At 61.1% G+C, this 15789-nt stretch carries 15 protein-coding genes; 4 read left to right on the top strand and 11 right to left on the bottom strand.

The genetic code is table 11. The annotated features are described in order from the left end of the window. Positions 1 to 112: 112 nt before the first annotated feature. On the bottom strand, positions 113 to 1303 hold the full coding sequence (locus BFP92_RS04865; protein WP_065912239.1) for an MFS transporter: 1191 nt from the start codon (positions 1301 to 1303) through the stop codon (positions 113 to 115). Between the two features lie 142 nt (positions 1304 to 1445). Then, on the bottom strand, positions 1446 to 2642 hold the full coding sequence (locus BFP92_RS04860) for a class I SAM-dependent rRNA methyltransferase (RefSeq protein ID WP_003213799.1): 1197 nt from the start codon (positions 2640 to 2642) through the stop codon (positions 1446 to 1448). Positions 2643 to 2934: 292 nt separating this feature from the next. Between BFP92_RS04860 and BFP92_RS04855 the strand changes: the two genes are divergently transcribed. Next, the gene (locus BFP92_RS04855) at positions 2935 to 3747 is read left to right on the top strand and encodes an HDOD domain-containing protein (protein WP_170875820.1); all 813 of its coding nucleotides are present in this window, start codon (positions 2935 to 2937) and stop codon (positions 3745 to 3747) included. Between the two features lie 21 nt (positions 3748 to 3768). Then, positions 3769 to 4581, top strand: a complete 813-nt coding sequence (gene mutM / locus BFP92_RS04850) for a bifunctional DNA-formamidopyrimidine glycosylase/DNA-(apurinic or apyrimidinic site) lyase (RefSeq protein ID WP_065912235.1) — start codon at positions 3769 to 3771, stop codon at positions 4579 to 4581. 45 nt (positions 4582 to 4626) lie between these two features. Here mutM and BFP92_RS04845 read toward each other — a convergent pair whose 3' ends face one another. From BFP92_RS04845 to BFP92_RS04825, 5 genes are all read right to left on the bottom strand, one after another. Beyond that, the gene (locus BFP92_RS04845; protein ID WP_029300613.1) at positions 4627 to 4878 is read right to left on the bottom strand and encodes a YfhL family 4Fe-4S dicluster ferredoxin; all 252 of its coding nucleotides are present in this window, start codon (positions 4876 to 4878) and stop codon (positions 4627 to 4629) included. Positions 4879 to 4980: 102 nt separating this feature from the next. After that, positions 4981 to 5460 carry a pantetheine-phosphate adenylyltransferase gene (gene coaD, locus BFP92_RS04840; protein ID WP_003195136.1) on the bottom strand — a complete coding sequence of 160 codons (480 nt, stop codon included), beginning with the start codon at positions 5458 to 5460 and terminating at the stop codon, positions 4981 to 4983. A 103-nt stretch (positions 5461 to 5563) separates the two neighbouring features. Further along, positions 5564 to 7159 carry a GMC family oxidoreductase gene (locus BFP92_RS04835; protein ID WP_065912233.1) on the bottom strand — a complete coding sequence of 532 codons (1596 nt, stop codon included), beginning with the start codon at positions 7157 to 7159 and terminating at the stop codon, positions 5564 to 5566. 71 nt (positions 7160 to 7230) lie between these two features. Next, positions 7231 to 7776 carry a hypothetical protein gene (locus BFP92_RS04830; RefSeq protein WP_017139473.1) on the bottom strand — a complete coding sequence of 182 codons (546 nt, stop codon included), beginning with the start codon at positions 7774 to 7776 and terminating at the stop codon, positions 7231 to 7233. A 28-nt stretch (positions 7777 to 7804) separates the two neighbouring features. Continuing rightward, positions 7805 to 9232, bottom strand: coding sequence for a coniferyl aldehyde dehydrogenase (locus BFP92_RS04825; RefSeq protein WP_065912232.1), 1428 nt, complete (start codon positions 9230 to 9232; stop codon positions 7805 to 7807). 146 nt (positions 9233 to 9378) lie between these two features. On the opposite strand from BFP92_RS04825, the gene BFP92_RS04820 reads away from it, so the two are divergent. Together BFP92_RS04820 and BFP92_RS04815 are read left to right on the top strand one after the other, a co-directional pair. Continuing rightward, a complete protein-coding gene (locus BFP92_RS04820) occupies positions 9379 to 10050 on the top strand; it encodes a TetR/AcrR family transcriptional regulator (RefSeq protein ID WP_025859550.1) in 672 nt (223 codons plus the stop codon). 33 nt (positions 10051 to 10083) lie between these two features. Then, positions 10084 to 10938, top strand: a complete 855-nt coding sequence (locus tag BFP92_RS04815; RefSeq protein WP_065912230.1) for a sulfurtransferase — start codon at positions 10084 to 10086, stop codon at positions 10936 to 10938. A 120-nt stretch (positions 10939 to 11058) separates the two neighbouring features. On the opposite strand, the gene BFP92_RS04810 is transcribed toward BFP92_RS04815, so the two are convergent. From BFP92_RS04810 to BFP92_RS04795, 4 genes are all read right to left on the bottom strand, one after another. Beyond that, a complete protein-coding gene (locus tag BFP92_RS04810; RefSeq protein ID WP_065912229.1) occupies positions 11059 to 12054 on the bottom strand; it encodes a hydrolase in 996 nt (331 codons plus the stop codon). A gap of 99 nt (positions 12055 to 12153) precedes the next feature. Then, positions 12154 to 12771 carry a 16S rRNA (guanine(966)-N(2))-methyltransferase RsmD gene (gene rsmD / locus BFP92_RS04805; protein ID WP_056857682.1) on the bottom strand — a complete coding sequence of 206 codons (618 nt, stop codon included), beginning with the start codon at positions 12769 to 12771 and terminating at the stop codon, positions 12154 to 12156. Beyond that, positions 12771 to 14261: a M16 family metallopeptidase gene (locus BFP92_RS04800; RefSeq protein WP_065912228.1), complete on the bottom strand. Its 1491-nt coding sequence runs from the start codon at positions 14259 to 14261 to the stop codon at positions 12771 to 12773. Before BFP92_RS04800 ends, rsmD begins: the two co-directional genes overlap by 1 nt. After that, entirely contained in the window at positions 14254 to 15609 is a 1356-nt protein-coding gene (locus BFP92_RS04795; protein WP_065912227.1) for a M16 family metallopeptidase, read from the bottom strand. Before BFP92_RS04795 ends, BFP92_RS04800 begins: the two co-directional genes overlap by 8 nt. Positions 15610 to 15789 lie beyond the last annotated feature (180 nt).

Below are 15789 nucleotides of genomic sequence, written 5' to 3'. Positions count from 1 at the left end.
CGCTTGCTTGGGCCTCGAGCTCATAAACCCGCCGGGGGATGACTGGCGATGAATAGGCCGATTCTACACCGCTGGTGGCTGGAGGGAATGATCGAAACCGTGAAGATAGCGGCTACAGGACGTGTGGGCGTCGTTTGATCAGCGCATTCAGGGCGAGCCCGGCGGCACTCAGGATTAGAAAGCACAGGGCTAGCGCGGTGGTCAGGTTGGTGGTGGCCAGGTTGATCACCAGGCTGATCAGGCCGCCGCACATGAAAATCAGCAAGCTACCGGCAGAGGTCGCCGTGCCAGCCAGTTGCGGGTAGAGGCTCATGGCCTTGGAGTTGGCGATGGGTCGACAGATGGTGGTGCCGGCTGTGCAGATCAACATCGGGATCAGCACCGTGGCGGCCGACAGGCCGAACTGCCAGGCCAGCCAGAGCATGACCAGGCCTGACACAGTGATCAGCAACAGGCCGGTGTTGATTTGCCGGTCGGCGTCCATTTTGCGATGCAGGAAACTGGCAATCACTCCGCCGCAGACGTAGGCTGCGCCGTACAGCAGCAATGCCCAGGCGAATTGATAGGTCGACAGGTTCAAACGCTCCATGAAGATCAGGGGCGACATCACGATAAACGAGAAATGGCAGGCAAAGGCCAGGGCGGAAATCAGCCAATAGCTGACGAAACGGAGGTCGGAAAACAGCAGCCAATAGCCGCTGAAGAACTGTAGCGGTGAAGGGCGATGGCTGCTGCGCGAGTCGTGCAGCAGGTGTGCGGACCAGAGCCACACCACTATGGCCAACACGATAAACACGTAAAAACTTGCCTGCCAGCCGCCATAAATTTGCAGCCAGGTGCCCATCAGTGGCGAGCTTGAGATGAACACTCCGCCGGCAGTGGTCATCCAGATTCGAATCCGCTGCAGTTCCCGTCCTGTAAACAAGTCCTGGATCAGCGCCTGCGACAGGGCAAACGCCCCGCACCCTACGGCCTGAACCACGCGAAAGCCGATAAACCAACTGAAATCCGGAGCCAGCAAACAACCGGCTGCACCCAACGCCGATAAAGCAATGCCTGCCAGCAGCAGTTTTTTGCGGCCGAACATGTCAGACAACGGACCTATCAGCAGCAACGAGACGGCCAGGCCAATGGCAAAAATACTGACGGACTGGGCGATTTCTGAAGGCGTGTGGCCAAAGTGATTGGAGAGGGCGGGAAAGGATGGCAGGACTACGTCGAGGGGGAAGACGGCGAGCAGCGTCATGGTCATCAACAGTACGATGAAATATGACTTGTTTGATGTGGCTGTACTAATAGGCATCGACCGGACCACTCTATCCTTCCTTGTTGGGGGGGAGAGAGTCGGTTTGGCGGTAAGGGAAGTCAATGGAAGTGGCAGTAGGAAATAGCTGAAAGGCCCGTAGGATCAGTCGTTGACTGTTCCTACGGGAACCATCCTGTTATCAGCTATTAGGCAACAACCGGCACGTAATGCTCTTGATATAACGCGTCTCGGCAATCGCCGGGTGCACCGGATGGTCCGGGCCCTGGCCGCCGCGTTCGAGCATCTGGATATTGCGGTCCAGGTGACGGGCGCTGGTCAGCAGGATGTTCTGCAGGTCGTCTTCCGGCAGGTGCATGGAGCACGAGGCGCTGACCAGGATGCCGTCCTTGCTGAGCAGGCGCATGGCTTGCTCGTTCAGGCGGCGGTAGGCGCCTTCGCCGTTCTTCATGTCTTTTTTGCGTTTAATGAAGGCCGGTGGGTCGGCGACGATCACGTCGAAGCGTTCTTCGCTGGCTTTGAGTTCCTTCAGGGCTTCGAACACGTCGCCTTCGATGCAGGTCATTTTCTCGGCAACCCCGTTCAGCGCAGCGTTGCGCTCTACGCCGTCGAGGGCGAAGGCTGAGGCGTCGACGCAGAACACTTCACTGGCACCAAAGGCCGCAGCTTGCACGCCCCAACCGCCGATGTAGCTGTACAGGTCGAGTACGCGTTTGCCTTTGGCGTACGGGGCCAGGCGTGCGCGGTTCATGCGGTGGTCGTAGAACCAGCCGGTCTTTTGGCCCTGGATCACCGGGGCTTCGAATTTCACGCCGTTTTCTTCCAGCGCGACCCACTCCGGCACCAGGCCGAACACGGTTTCGACGTAGCGGTTGAGGCCTTCGGCGTCGCGCGCGGCGGAGTCGTTCTTGAACAGGATGCCGCTTGGCTTGAGCACTTGGGTCAACGCGGCGATCACGTCTTCCTTATGGGCTTCCATGGTTGCCGAGGCGATCTGCACCACCAGGATGTCGCCGAAACGGTCGACCACCAGGCCCGGCAACAGGTCGGAATCACCGTAGACCAGGCGGTAGAACGGCTTGTCGAACAGGCGGTCACGCAGGGACAGCGCGACGTTGATGCGGTGCACCAGCAACGACTTGTCCAGCGGCAACTTGATGTCACGCGACAGCAGACGGGCGCAGATCAGGTTGTTCGGGCTCATGGCCACGATGCCCAAAGTCTTGCCGCCGGCCGCTTCCAGGATAGCCTGGTCGCCTGCCTGGAAGCCGTGAAGTGGGGTGGCGGCCACGTCGATTTCGTTGCTGTAGACCCACAGGTGGCCGTTGCGCAAACGACGATCGGCGTTGGCTTTGAGACGCAGGCTTGGCAGGGACATGACGTCGCTCCGGAAAAAAGAGCGGGAGTATACCCTGTTGTGCGGCTGTTCTGTGGGAGCTGGCTTGCCTGCGATGCGGACGGCGCGGTGTATCTGACGTACGGCGGTGATGCTTTCGCAGCGGTGCGGCGACCCGACAAGCCAGCTCCCACGTTTGATCCGGTTCCAGTTCGGTTTTTGGGTGTCGGCCGGGTCTTCATAAAGGTTAGAATTCACGCCTAGTCCAGAGTGTGTATTTATGTCCCCAGAGCTTTCCGCCGAGCAGATCCAACAGGCCCTGCAAGGCATCAGCGTGCCGCCTCAACCGCAAATCATGGTGGATTTGCAGATGGAGCAGTACATGCCCGACCCGGACCTGGAAGTGATCGCGCGGTTGATCTCCCAGGACCCGGGCCTGTCCGGCGCGCTGCTGAAGATCGTCAACTCGCCGTATTACGGCCTGAGCAACAAGATCGCCTCGATCCAGCGCGCGGTGAACCTGCTGGGCAGCCGCTCGGTCATCAACCTGATCAACGCGCAGTCGATCAAGGGCGAGATGAGCGACGACACCATCGTTACGCTCAACCGCTTCTGGGACACCGCCCAGGACGTGGCCATGACCTGCCTGACCCTGGCCAAGCGCACCGGCTCGCAAGCGGTCGACGAGGCCTATGCCTTGGGCCTGTTCCACGATTGCGGCGTGCCGCTGATGCTCAAGCGCTTCCCCAACTACATGGCGGTGCTGGAGCAGGCGTATGCCAATGCCGGCCCGGATTGTCGGGTGGTCGACACCGAGAACCACGCGCTCAACACCAACCATGCCGTGGTGGGTTACTACACCGCCAAATCCTGGCGACTGCCGGAGCATGTGACCGACGCGATCGCCAACCACCACAATGCCCTGGCGATTTTCAGCGATGAGTCATCGCGCAATCCGCAACTTAAAAACCTGCTGGCGATCCTCAAGATGGCCGAGCACATCTGCTCGTCCTGCCGCGTGCTGGGTAACCAGTCGGCGGACCATGAGTGGGATGCCATCGGCCATCTGGTGCTGGATTACGTGGGCTTGTCGGACTACGACTTTGAAAGCCTGAAGCTGTCCATTCGCGAACTGGGCGCCCACTGACCCTTTAATCAAGAGGTACACATGCCCGAGTTACCCGAAGTCGAAACGACCCGCCGCGGGATTGCGCCGCATTTGGAAGGCCAACGTGTCAGCCGGGTGGTGGTGCGTGAGCGGCGCTTGCGCTGGCCGATCCCGGAAGACCTGGATGTGCGCCTGTCGGGGCAGCGCATCGTGCTGGTGGAGCGGCGGGCCAAGTACCTGTTGATCAATGCTGAAGTGGGCACGTTGATCAGCCATTTGGGGATGTCGGGCAATTTGCGCTTGGTGGAAGTCGGTTTGCCGGCGCTCAAGCATGAGCACGTGGATATCGAGTTGGAGTCTGGCCTGGCGCTGCGCTACACCGACCCTCGGCGTTTCGGTGCGATGCTGTGGAGCCAGGACCCGCACAACCACGAACTGCTGCTGCGCCTGGGGCCGGAGCCGTTGACCGAGCTGTTTGATGGCGAGCGTCTGTTCCAGCTCTCGCGTGGCAAGTCGATGGCGGTGAAGCCGTTCATCATGGACAACGCGGTGGTGGTGGGCGTAGGCAATATCTACGCGACGGAAGCGTTGTTTGCGGCGGGGATCGATCCGCGCCGGGCTGCGGGCGGTATCTCACGCGGGCGCTACTTGAAGCTCGCGATCGAGATCAAGCGCGTGCTGGCAGCGGCCATCGAGCGGGGCGGCACCACGTTGCGGGACTTTATCGGCGGCGACGGGCAACCGGGGTATTTCCAGCAGGAACTGTACGTCTACGGCCGGGGCGGCGAGGCGTGCAAGGTCTGCGGGAGCGAGTTGCGCAATGTGGTGCTGGGGCAGCGGGCGAGTGTGTTTTGCCCCAAGTGCCAGAGCTGAATGCCGGGTGATGGCTGATGTCGCCATCGCAGGCAATAAATAACTTCAGGCCTTGCCGGTAATCAACCGGTACTTCTCCATCAACTGCTCTTCAGTCTCCGGCCGTGCTTCATCCAGCGGAATGCAATCCACCGGGCACACTTGCTGGCACTGAGGTTCGTCGTAGTGGCCGACGCACTGGGTGCACAGGTTGGGGTCGATCACGTAGATCTCTTCGCCCTGGGAAATCGCAGCGTTCGGGCACTCGGGTTCGCAGACGTCGCAGTTGATGCAATCGTCGGTGATGATCAGGGACATGGAAACTCCTGCCAGGGCTGTCAGCCAGGGCATCTGAAAACTAATGCGCGCAATTGTGCCGCATTGGCGCCCGCAGTGCGAGCGGGCGCCGGTTGAGCGGTCTTACTTCTTGAAGCGCAGGGTCAGCGCATCGGCCACGGCCGGGTGCACGAACTTGGTGATATCTCCGCCCAAAGCGGCAATTTCACGCACCAACGTCGAGGAAATGAACGAGTAACGCTCAGACGGCGTGAGGAACAGACTTTCCACGTCCGGCGCCAGTTGGCGGTTCATGTTGGCCAGCTGGAATTCGTATTCGAAATCCGACACTGCGCGCAGACCACGCAGGAACACATTGGCGTTCTGCTCTTTGGCGAAATGCGCGAGCAACGTGGAAAAGCCCACCACTTCCACGTTGGGCAGGTGCTTGGTGACCTCCTGCGCCAGCTCCACACGCTGTTCCAGGGGAAACAACGGGTTTTTCTTGGGGCTGGCCGCGACCGCGATGATCACATGGTCGAACAAGCGAGACGCACGTTCGACCAGATCGCCATGGCCTTTGGTAATCGGGTCGAAGGTTCCTGGGTACAACACTCGGTTCATCGCGTCGTCCTGGCGGAGTCCGTTGGGGAACCGGATGGTATCGCAGCATGCCCGGTGGGCCAAGTCGACTTATGTAGATAGATACCGTGAATACCCGGTTTTTTCATGCCGTTTTCAGACGTTCGGCCAATGCCGTCGCCAGTTGCGCAGTCAGCCCGTACACCGATAATTGCGGGTTGGCGCCAATGCTGGTGGGGAACAGCGAGCCGTCGTGGATCGACAGGTTACGCAATTGATGATGACGGCCGAGGCTGTCGGCCACCGCGTTTTTCGGGTCTTCGCCCATGGCGCAACCGCCCATCACATGGGCGCTGCCCAGCGTGGTGCGATGCAGTTCCAGGCTCAACCCGTCGATCAGGCTGCGCGCTTCGGCCAGGGTATTTACGTAGCGTGCATCGTGATGCAACGGCTTGACCGACTTGGCGCCCGCCGCGAACTGAATCTCGGCCATGGTATGAAACGCACGGCGCAGGCCGTCCCAGGCGTAATCCGAGACCTGATAGTCGAGCACCGGCGTGCCGTCGCCACGTAGTTCCACCGCGCCACCAGGGCTGTCGGGGTGAAAACCGTCGCGCAGCAGGGCGAGCATGGCGTGGGTGTGGGGCAACTGGCTCATGTCCAGCGCGTTTGCGGTGCCGTAGCCACCGAACAGCGTGCTGACCAGGCCAGGATGCAGCGGCGGTGCCTCCAGCTTGTAGGACATTTTGCCGGTGGTGCCATCCTGCCACTGGAAGTGGTCGGAATAGATCGACTGCGGCGCACCATAGAACGGGTTGATCACCTCGTCGAACTGCCCGGCGGAGAAATTCACCAAGTGCAGGAAGGTACGCTTGCCCAACCGCGAATACGGGTCGGGCGCGCTCGAGCGCATCAACAGCGCCGGGCTGTTGATGCCGCCGCCCGCCAGCACGTAATGCTTGGCCTTGACCGTGATCTTGCGCCCGGTAGGCGCCACGCAACGTTCATCCATGGCCACGCATTCAAGGCTGCTGATGGTGTCGCCGCTGTATTTCAGGTGCTCGGCGCGGGCCAGGTAGAGCAGTTCGCCGCCCTTTTCCAGCGTAGAGGGAATGGTGGTCACCAGCATCGATTGCTTGGCGTTGACCGGGCACCCCATGCCGCAATAACCCAGGTTGAAGCAGCCGCGCACGTTGCGCGGGATCACGTGCCAGCTATAGCCGAGCTTTTCGCAGCCTTTGCGGATCACATCATTGTTGGCATTTGGTGGAATGGCCCAGGGGGCGATGCCCAGGCGTTGTTCCATCTTTTCGAACCATGGCGCCATTTCGGCGCTGCTGTGGCCTTTGACCGCGTATTCACTGGCCCAGTGGGCGAGGGTGGCGTCGGGTGTACGAAAGCTTGAGGTCCAGTTGATCAGCGTGGTACCGCCGACGGCACGGCCCTGCAGGATAGTAATCGCGCCGTCCTTGCTCATGCGGCCGATGCCTTCCTGATAGAGGCTGGCGTAGGCTTCGTCTTCGAGCAGCTTGAAGTCGCTGCTGGTCTTGAGCGGGCCTTCTTCGATCAGCAGTACTTTGTAGCCCGCGGCACTGAGGATCTCGGCAGTGGTGCCGCCACCCGCGCCACTGCCGATGATGGCCACGTCGGCTTCCAGGGTCAGGTCATTGCTGAGGGCGGCGCCATTGTGAGTTTTCCAGCCACGGGCCAGGCCATCGCGGAACAGATCGGGTACGGGCATAGAAGTGCACTCTTATTTTTATGCGTTAAACGCTACGAAGTTACGGTCAATGTGGGAGCGGGTTGCCAGGCTTAGATCTTTGGCGGGCCGGGGTAGCCGCAATGCGCCCAGGATTGCGGCCGGAAGTACCAGGCCATGATCACCAGCTTGAGCAGCGAGCCCTGGCCCATGCGCAGCAGGTTCAGGTAGCTGTTTTCCCAGCGGTGCAGGAAGTTGCGGATCTGATCGCTGCTGGCGTTTTCCCAACTGCCCCAAATGCCGGTCAACGGGCCACGGGTGATGCCCATGCTCAGCACGTCGAACAGCTGCTGGGTGAGCTTGAACATCTCCGGTGACAGGTTTTGCAGGCTGTAGTCGAGTTTTTTCAGGGTGTCTTCGATGCCGGCGACCACGTCCTGGGCGCTGGCCGCGCCTTCGAGCAGCACCGGGATGATTGCGCGCAAAAACGGCAAATCACTGCTGCGCAGCATCGCAAAGCCACTGGCCGGAGTACTGCTGGAACAGCCGCTGAGGCTGGCCCCCAAGCCGGCGGTGGCCAGGAACGCACTGGCGCACAGGCCGATTTTCAGGACGCCGCGCCGTGACAGCGCAGGTGTTTCAGTCAGGCTAGGGTTCATTCTTATTGTTATCCCGAGGGTGGCGGAATCAGCGGATAAACAGCTTCTGGATCAACTTCTGGATGGCTTTGCCATAAGGCGGGTAGATCAGTTTTGCCGCGTTCAGGCGCTGTTTGACCAGCACACCCTTGGCCTTGCTGAACGTGAGGAAGCCTTCATGGCCGTGGTAATGGCCCATGCCCGACGGGCCGATACCGCCAAAGGGCATGTCGTCCTGGGCCACATGCAGCAGCGTGTCGTTAAGGCAAACACCGCCGGAATGGGTCTCGTGGAGCACGCGGTTCTGTTCGCCCTTGTTGTAGCCGAAGTAATACAGAGCCAGTGGGCGAGGGCGCTGGTTGATGTAGGCAAACGCCTGGTCGAGGCCGCGGTAAGGCACGATAGGTAGCAGCGGGCCGAAGATTTCATCCTGCATCACCGTCATCTCGTCGCTGACATTCAGCAACAGGCTATGGGCCATACGCCGTGCCTGGCCTTGGTCATACAGCGCAATCACGGTGGCGCCCTTGTCGGTGGCGTCTTTGACGTAGGCATTGAGCCGGGCCTGTTGCCGCTCATTGATGATGGCGGTGTAGTCCGGGTTGTCGGCCAGTGTCGGATAAAACCCGCGAACGGCGTTGCTGTAGGCCTCGACGAAACCGTCAACGCGGTCTTCCGGCACCAGCACGTAGTCGGGTGCCACACAGGTTTGCCCGGCATTCAGGCATTTACCGAAGGCGATGCGCTCGGCGGCGTCCTTGAGTGGCACATCGGCGGAAACAATAGCCGGCGATTTGCCGCCCAGTTCCAGGGTGACCGGTGTCAGGTGCTCGGCGGCCGCGCGCATCACATGCTTGCCGATGCTGGTGGCGCCAGTGAACAGCAGGTGGTCGAAGCGCAGTTTGGAAAATGCCATGCCCACTTCAGCTTCGCCCAGCACCACGCACACCAGGTCTTCGGGGAAAATCTTCGCCAGCAACGCCTTAAGCAGTTCGCCCGTGGCGGGCGTGGATTCGCTGAGTTTGAGCATCACCCGGTTTCCCGCCGCCAACGCCCCGACCAACGGGCCAATGGCCAGGTACAACGGGTAATTCCAGGGCACAATCACCCCGACTACACCCAGCGGCTGGTAGATGACTTTGGCTGAGGCCGGTTGGAAGGCAATGCCTACCGCGCGCCGGGAAGGTTTCATCCAGCCTTTGAGGTGTTTGCTGGCGTAGTGAATGCCATGCAGGCTGGGCATCAATTCGGCGAACAGCGTTTCGTCTGCGCTGCGGTGGCTGAAGTCCTGGCTGATGGCATTGATCAATGCCTGGCGTTCGTCGCTGAGCACATCACGCAAAGCCTTCAGCCATTGCTGACGCTGTGCAGCGGGCGGCATCGGGTTGGCCGCGTAGGCGTGACGTTGGGCGTCGAACAGGTCCTGGAGTTGATCCAGCGCCTGGGAATCTTGCAGGTAGGCAACGTTGGCAGACATGGCGCAGTTCCCGATTGTTATAGGTCTGCCTGGATTTTTAGAGTCATTGCTCTAAATTGTCAAATGTCATTGCAGCAACATGCGGATTTATCCTGACAAGGATAGGCCGTAAGATGCCCCATCCCGTGTTCAGAAGCTGATCCCCTATGGCACCACGAGTAAAGACCAGCGAGCGCATTGTGCAAACCAGCCTGGAGCTTTTTAACCAGCAGGGTGAGCGCAGCGTCAGTACCAACCATATCGCCGCCCATATGGAAATTTCCCCGGGCAACCTGTACTACCACTTCCCCAACAAGCAGGCGATCATCGCCGTGCTGTTTCGTGAGTACGAAGCGTTGGTGGACAGTTTTCTGCGCCCGCCCCAGGGCCGCGCCGTCACCGTCGAAGACAAGCGCTTTTACCTGCAGGCCGTGCTGGCCGGCATGTGGCGTTATCGCTTCCTGCATCGGGACCTCGAACACCTGCTGGAAAGCGACCCGGAACTGGCCACCGGTTACCGGCGGTTTTCCCAGCGCTGCCTGATCCAGGGCGGGGCCATTTACCAAGGGTTTGTCGACGCCGGCATCCTCAATATGGACCCGGTGCAAACCGAGGCCCTGACCCTCAATGCCTGGATTATCCTCACCTCGTGGGTGCGGTTTCTGTGCACCACCAATGAAAACTCCGCGCACTTGAGCGCCGAAGCGATCAAGCGTGGTGTGTATCAGGTGCTGGTGCTGGAGGCGGGGTTTGTCACGCCTCAGGCGAAAGAGGCAGTGGATGCGCTGTTCAAAGAGTTTTACGTGCCGTTGAACCAGGCACTGGAAGAAGTGAAGTAGGACCTATCCCGAATCTGTTTACAGGAGCCCGTCATGCCGCTTGCCCAACTGATCAGCCCCCAGCAATTGGCCGAACGCCAGAAGGCCGCAGGGCTGGTGATCCTGGATTGTCGTTTTGCCCTTGAAGACCCGGACTACGGGCTGTGCAGCTATGCCGAAGGGCATATCGAAGGCGCGCAATATGCCGACCTGGAGCGCCACCTCAGTGGGCCGGTGACCAAAGGCGTGACGGGTCGCCACCCGCTACCGGCAGCGGACACTTTGGTTGCGCAACTGCGGGCCTGGGGCATCCATGCCAACACCGACATCGTCCTGTACGACGACGGCCCCGGCGCCTATGCCGCCCGCGCCTGGTGGTTGCTGGCCTGGCTGGGTAAGCGCGACGGGGTGTTTATCCTGGACGGTGGCCTCAAGGCCTGGCACGCCGCCGGTTTCCCGTTGAGCCTCGATGCGCCTGTGGTTGAGCCGGGAACGTTTGCCGGTAAGCCGGACAACCGCCTGCTGCTGGATGCCGAGCATTTGCAAAAACGCTTGAGCGAACCGGGCCTGACCTTGATCGACGCCCGCGCCCAGGCGCGTTTTCGCGGCGAAGTGGAGCCGATTGACCCGATTGCCGGGCACATTCCCGGTGCGCAATGTGCGGCGTTCAACGAAAACCTGGGCAGTGACGGCCGTTTCCTGCCGGCCGATCAGCTTAAACAGCGCTTCGCCGCGCAGTTGCAGGGCCGCTCACCGGATGAACTGGTGGCGTATTGCGGTTCGGGCGTGACGGCGTGCCACAACTTGTTTGCCTTGAGTTTGGCCGGTTACCCGTTGGGCAAGTTGTATGCGGGGTCGTGGAGTGAGTGGATTACCGATCCAGAGCGGGAAATTGCAACCGGCGACTGATTTATCAGCCATGTGACCCCAATCAAACTGTGGGAGCTGGCTTGCCTGCGATAGCGGTGTGTCAGCCAATAGTTATCTGACTGACACTCCCTCATCGCAGGCAAGCCAGCTCCCACAGTTTTAACCGTGTTGTGTCAGTAACCATTGCGGAATACGGCGCTCCAGGTAGTAACTGGGGCGCTTGAGCGTGCCATCCACAAACCCCACATGCCCACCCTTGGCCAACAACTCAAACTCGGTGCAATCCGACAGTTCACTGGCCTCGGGCAGGCTATGAGCAAACACGAACGGGTCATCGGCGGCCTGGATAATCAGCGTTGGCGTGCGGATTTCGCCCAGGTAGTAACGGCTCGAGGCGCGACGGTAATAGTCCTCGGCGCTGAGGAACCCGTGCAACGGCGCGGTCACCCGGCCGTCGAAGTCCCAGAACGTACGCATTTTTTCCAATGAGCCCAGGGCTTCCAGGGTTTTCAGCCCTTCGGCCCTGCCATCCTCTACAAAGCGGCTTTGCTTGACGCGGATATACGCCAACATCTCGCGCATGAAATGCTTCTGATAAACCCGCGAAAAGCCCAGCCCGATGCGATCGGCGCACTGGTCCAGTCGAAACGGCACCGACACTGCCGCTGCGCCTTGCAGACCGGATGCCTCGCCGGTTTCGCCCAGGTGCTTGAGCAGCACATTACCGCCCAACGAATAACCCACCGCGTACAGCGGCGCCAAGGGGCGCTTGGCCCGCAGATGGGCAATCGCCGCCGCCAGGTCTTCACTGGCACCGGAGTGATAGCTGCGGGCCAACAGGTTTGGCTCGCCCGAGCACCCACGCCAATTCAAGGCGGCGCTGGCCCAGCCTTGGGCGGCGAGGGCTTTTTGCAGCCCGGCCACGTAGGGCGAGTTGGACGAGCCGGTCAGCCCGTGCAGCACCAGCACCAACGGCGCTTGCGCGTCATGTGGGCCGTGCCAGTCGAGGTCGAGAAAGTCGCCGTCATCCAGCCACAGGCGTTCGCGTTGGCGTTCGATGTGGGTAGTGGGGCGCCACAGCGGACCCCACAAGGTCTGCAAGTGAGGGTTGCCGAGGCCGAAGGCGGGTTTGAACAGTTCAGAAGACGGGATCATGAAACTCTCGGTAGCAAGCGAACTCACTGTGGCATGCGAGCTTGTTGTGGCAAGCCTGCTCGCCACAACAATCCTGCTCACTACAACATTTACCTAAGGTTAAGCAGCGCTTTCAACCAACCGGTGCCACAACGCGTAATACACCCGACCGGACTTCTGCTCCCGGTGCAGGCGCCAGCTGCCCGGCAGGCCGAGGGTCGACGGCGCGGTCTCGCTTTCAGTGTAGATCCACGCGTCGGGTGCCAGCCACTGGCGTTCTTCCAGCAACGCACACACCGTCGGCAACAGGTTCTGGTTGAACGGCGGGTCGAGGAACACCACGTCGTATTCGCTGGCCGCCTGGGTTTCCAGGTAGCGCAGTGCATCGGCGGTCTGCACCTGGCCGGTGGTGCAGCGCAGTGTGCCCAAGTGTTCCTTGAGGCTGGATACCGCCACATTGCTGGCATCCAGCGCCTGGCCCTGGGCCGCGCCACGGGACAGCGCCTCCAGGAACAGCGCGCCACTGCCGGCGAACGGGTCCAGTACCTTGGCGCCGCCGATATACGGCGCGAGCCAGTTGAACAGGGTTTCACGCACGCGGTCCGGCGTTGGGCGCAGGCCCACGACGTCGGGAAAACTCAGCTTGCGGCTGCCCCATTCACCGCCAATGATGCGTAGTTGGCCCACACCGTTATGCACGTTGTGGACAGGTTTTTTCGGGCGAGATGAACTGGCCATTAATGCTCCGGAACCCCGAGCGGCTGCTCGGCGGGTTTATCAGTGGGGGGCGGTAGTGGCTTTTGCGCAATCGTCGGGCCGGCGGTCACGATGACCATCTTGTCGGCGCTCAAGTGTTTATTCATTGCAGCCTTGACCTGCTCTACGGTCAGGGCCTGGGATTGTTTCATGAAATCCTCAAGATAGCTCAGCGGCAGGTTATAGAAACCCATGGCGCCCAGTTGCCCGACGATATCGGCGTTGCTCGCGGTGGACAGCGGGAAGCTGCCGGCCAGCTCACGCTTGGCGTCGTCCAGTTCCTTTTGCGTGGGGCCGGTCTTGAGGTAATCGGCCAGCACGTCTTCAACCAGGCGCAGGGTGCCGCCGCTCATTTCGGCGCGGGTCTGCAGGTTGATCATGAACGGGCCACGCACCTGCATCGGCGAGAAACCGGAGTAAACGCCGTAGGTCAGGCCGCGCTTCTCACGCACTTCGCTCATTAAGCGGGTGCCGAAACCGCCGCCGCCGAGGATCTGGTTGCCCAGGGACAAGGCGGCGTAGTCCGGGTCGGCGCGGTCGATGCCCAGTTGCGCGAACAGCAAATGGGTTTGCTTGGACGGGAACTCGATATGGCTCAGGCCAGCTTTCGGCTCGGTCGGCTGGGCGATCTTGGCCAGGGCCGGCCCTTTGGGCAGCGATGCGGAGACCTTGGCCGTCATGGCTTGCGCCTCGGCGCGAGTCAGATCGCCCACCACGGCGATCACTGCGTTGCCCGCCGCATAAGCCTTGGCGTGGAACGCCTGCAACTGCGCCAGGGTAATCGCCGGAACGCTCTCGGGCGTGCCTTCGCTTGGGTGCGCGTAAGGGTGGTCGCCGTACAAACGCTTGAACAGCTCAAGACTGGCCAGCTTGCCGGGGTTCTGTTTCTGATATTCAAAACCGGCAAGAATCTGGTTCTTGATGCGCGCCAGGGAGTCGGCCGGGAAAGTCGGCTTGCCGATCACTTGGTCAAACAGCGCCAGGGCCGCGTCGCGCTTGTCGCTGTCGCTCAGGCTGCGCAGGGACACCAACGCCATGTCGCGAAAAGCGCCATTGCCGAAGTCGGCGCCCAGCCCTTCAAAGCCGCTGGCGATCTGGCTGACATCCTTGCCCGGTATGCCTTCGTTGAGCATGGCGTTGGTCAGCAGCGCCACGCCGGGCGTGTTGCCGTCCTGGCTGCTGCCGGCGGCGAACAGGATGCGCATGTCGAACATCGGCAGTTCGTGAGCTTCGACGAACAGCACCTTGGCGCCTTCGGCGGTGGTCCAGGTTTGCACGTCGAGCTTGCGGTTGGTCGGCGCCTTGCCGTCCAGTTCCGCCAAAGATTGCAATTTGTTGGCCGATTGCGCCTTGTCCAGGGCCTGGCTGGCCACCGATTCACTCGGGCGCAGGAAGTACACGGCGCTGGCGGCGATCAGGGTGACGACGACCAGGCCGGGGAAGATCAGGCGGCTGCTTTTGCGATTACTCATGAGCGGTCTCCTCGGGCAAAACATGGGCGACGCTCAAACGTTCGCGGGTGAAATAAGTCCGTGCGGCTTTCTGGATATCTTCCGGGGTCACGCTTTGCAGGTCGGCAAGCTCGGTGTCCATGAGTTTCCACGACAGGCCGACGGTTTCCAGCGAGCCGATGGCCGTGGCCTGGCTGGTGATGGAATCACGCTGGTAAACCACACCGGCAATCACTTGGGCGCGGATACGCTCCAGTTCTTCGGTGGTCGGCGGCTTGGCTTTCAGCTCGTCGAGCAAACGCCACAGGCCGGCTTCGGCCTGGGCAATGGTCTTTTTCTTCTGTTGGTTCGGCGTGGCGCTCAATGTGAACAGGCTGTCACCACGGGTATAGGCGTCGTAGCTGGTGGAGGCGCCGGAGACCAGCTCTTCACCGCGCTCCAGTTGCTCCGAGATACGTGCGCTGTAGCCGCCATCCAGCAGGGCCGAGAGCAGGCGCAAGGCTTGCACCGAGCGCTTGTCTTCGGCAGTCGCCAGGCCCGGCACGTTGAAGCCGAGGATCACGCTTGGCAGTTGGGTCTGCACGTGCAGGGTCAGCAAGCGCTCGCCAGGTTCGGCCAGCTCCAGCGGGATCTTGGCCGGTGGCACGTCACGCTTGGGGATTGGGCCGAAGTAGCGCTGGGCGAGTTTCTTGACCTCATCCGGCGTCACGTCGCCGACCACCACCAGTGTGGCGTTGTTCGGCACATACCAGGACTGGTACCAGTGGCGCAGCTCTTCGACTTTCATGCGCTCAAGGTCAGCCATCCAGCCGATGGTTGGCGTGTGGTAACCGCTGGCTGGGTAGGCCATCGCCTTGAAGCGCTCGTAGGCCTTGGACATCGGATTGTCGTCGGTGCGCAGGCGGCGTTCTTCCTTGATCACCTCGATTTCGCGGCTGAACTCATCGGCCGGCAGGCGCAGGCTGGCCATGCGGTCGGCTTCCAGCTCGAAAGCGACGCCCAGGCGGTCACGCGCCAGTACCTGGTAGTACGCGGTGTAGTCGTCGCTGGTGAAGGCGTTTTCTTCGGCGCCCAGGTCGCGCAGGATCAGTGAGGCTTCGCCGGGACCTACTTTGGCGCTGCCCTTGAACATCATGTGTTCCAGAGCGTGGGACAAACCGGTCTGGCCCGGGGTTTCGTAGCTCGAGCCGACCTTGTACCAGACCTGGGAAACCACCACCGGCGCGCGATGGTCTTCGCGCACGACCACTTTAAGGCCGTTATCGAGGGTGAATTCATGGGTGGGTTGTGGGTCGGCAGCCAAGGCTGAAAGAGGCAGACAAACTGTGCTGAGCAGCAGGCCTGCGGCGCGGCGGGCTAGAGCAATCATTCGTGTTTTAACCTGTTGGGCTACCCGCTTGGTCTTAGCGTCGGCGGGCGAGGAGGTGCTAGGATACTGATCCGATTCAGGGGCGGCCACTGCGGCGGTCATATGGTTCCGGATCGAGTCGTAGGAATGTAGGAGTTGGCGCTGGGTTTCCCCGACAATCTTCTACTTTTCGCCGATTTT

This window comes from Pseudomonas sp. 58 R 3 (genome assembly GCF_900006605.1).
GTDB classification, from domain to species: Bacteria; Pseudomonadota; Gammaproteobacteria; order Pseudomonadales; family Pseudomonadaceae; genus Aquipseudomonas; species Aquipseudomonas salomonii.
This window is presented reverse-complemented; position numbering and strand designations above follow the sequence as displayed.

Bases quoted from the DNA above. Each gene is read 5' to 3' on its own strand.
- BFP92_RS04865 (WP_065912239.1), bottom strand. From the start codon at position 1,303: ATGCCTATTAGTACAGCCACATCAAACAAGTCATATTTCATCGTACTG.
- BFP92_RS04860 (WP_003213799.1), bottom strand. From the start codon at position 2,642: ATGTCCCTGCCAAGCCTGCGTCTCAAAGCCAACGCCGATCGTCGTTTG.
- mutM (WP_065912235.1), top strand. From the start codon at position 3,769: ATGCCCGAGTTACCCGAAGTCGAAACGACCCGCCGCGGGATTGCGCCG.
- BFP92_RS04845 (WP_029300613.1), bottom strand. From the start codon at position 4,878: ATGTCCCTGATCATCACCGACGATTGCATCAACTGCGACGTCTGCGAA.
- coaD (WP_003195136.1), bottom strand. From the start codon at position 5,460: ATGAACCGAGTGTTGTACCCAGGAACCTTCGACCCGATTACCAAAGGC.
- BFP92_RS04835 (WP_065912233.1), bottom strand. From the start codon at position 7,159: ATGCCCGTACCCGATCTGTTCCGCGATGGCCTGGCCCGTGGCTGGAAA.
- BFP92_RS04830 (WP_017139473.1), bottom strand. From the start codon at position 7,776: ATGAACCCTAGCCTGACTGAAACACCTGCGCTGTCACGGCGCGGCGTC.
- BFP92_RS04825 (WP_065912232.1), bottom strand. From the start codon at position 9,232: ATGTCTGCCAACGTTGCCTACCTGCAAGATTCCCAGGCGCTGGATCAA.
- BFP92_RS04820 (WP_025859550.1), top strand. From the start codon at position 9,379: ATGGCACCACGAGTAAAGACCAGCGAGCGCATTGTGCAAACCAGCCTG.
- BFP92_RS04815 (WP_065912230.1), top strand. From the start codon at position 10,084: ATGCCGCTTGCCCAACTGATCAGCCCCCAGCAATTGGCCGAACGCCAG.
- BFP92_RS04810 (WP_065912229.1), bottom strand. From the start codon at position 12,054: ATGATCCCGTCTTCTGAACTGTTCAAACCCGCCTTCGGCCTCGGCAAC.
- rsmD (WP_056857682.1), bottom strand. From the start codon at position 12,771: ATGGCCAGTTCATCTCGCCCGAAAAAACCTGTCCACAACGTGCATAAC.
- BFP92_RS04800 (WP_065912228.1), bottom strand. From the start codon at position 14,261: ATGAGTAATCGCAAAAGCAGCCGCCTGATCTTCCCCGGCCTGGTCGTC.
- BFP92_RS04795 (WP_065912227.1), bottom strand. From the start codon at position 15,609: ATGATTGCTCTAGCCCGCCGCGCCGCAGGCCTGCTGCTCAGCACAGTT.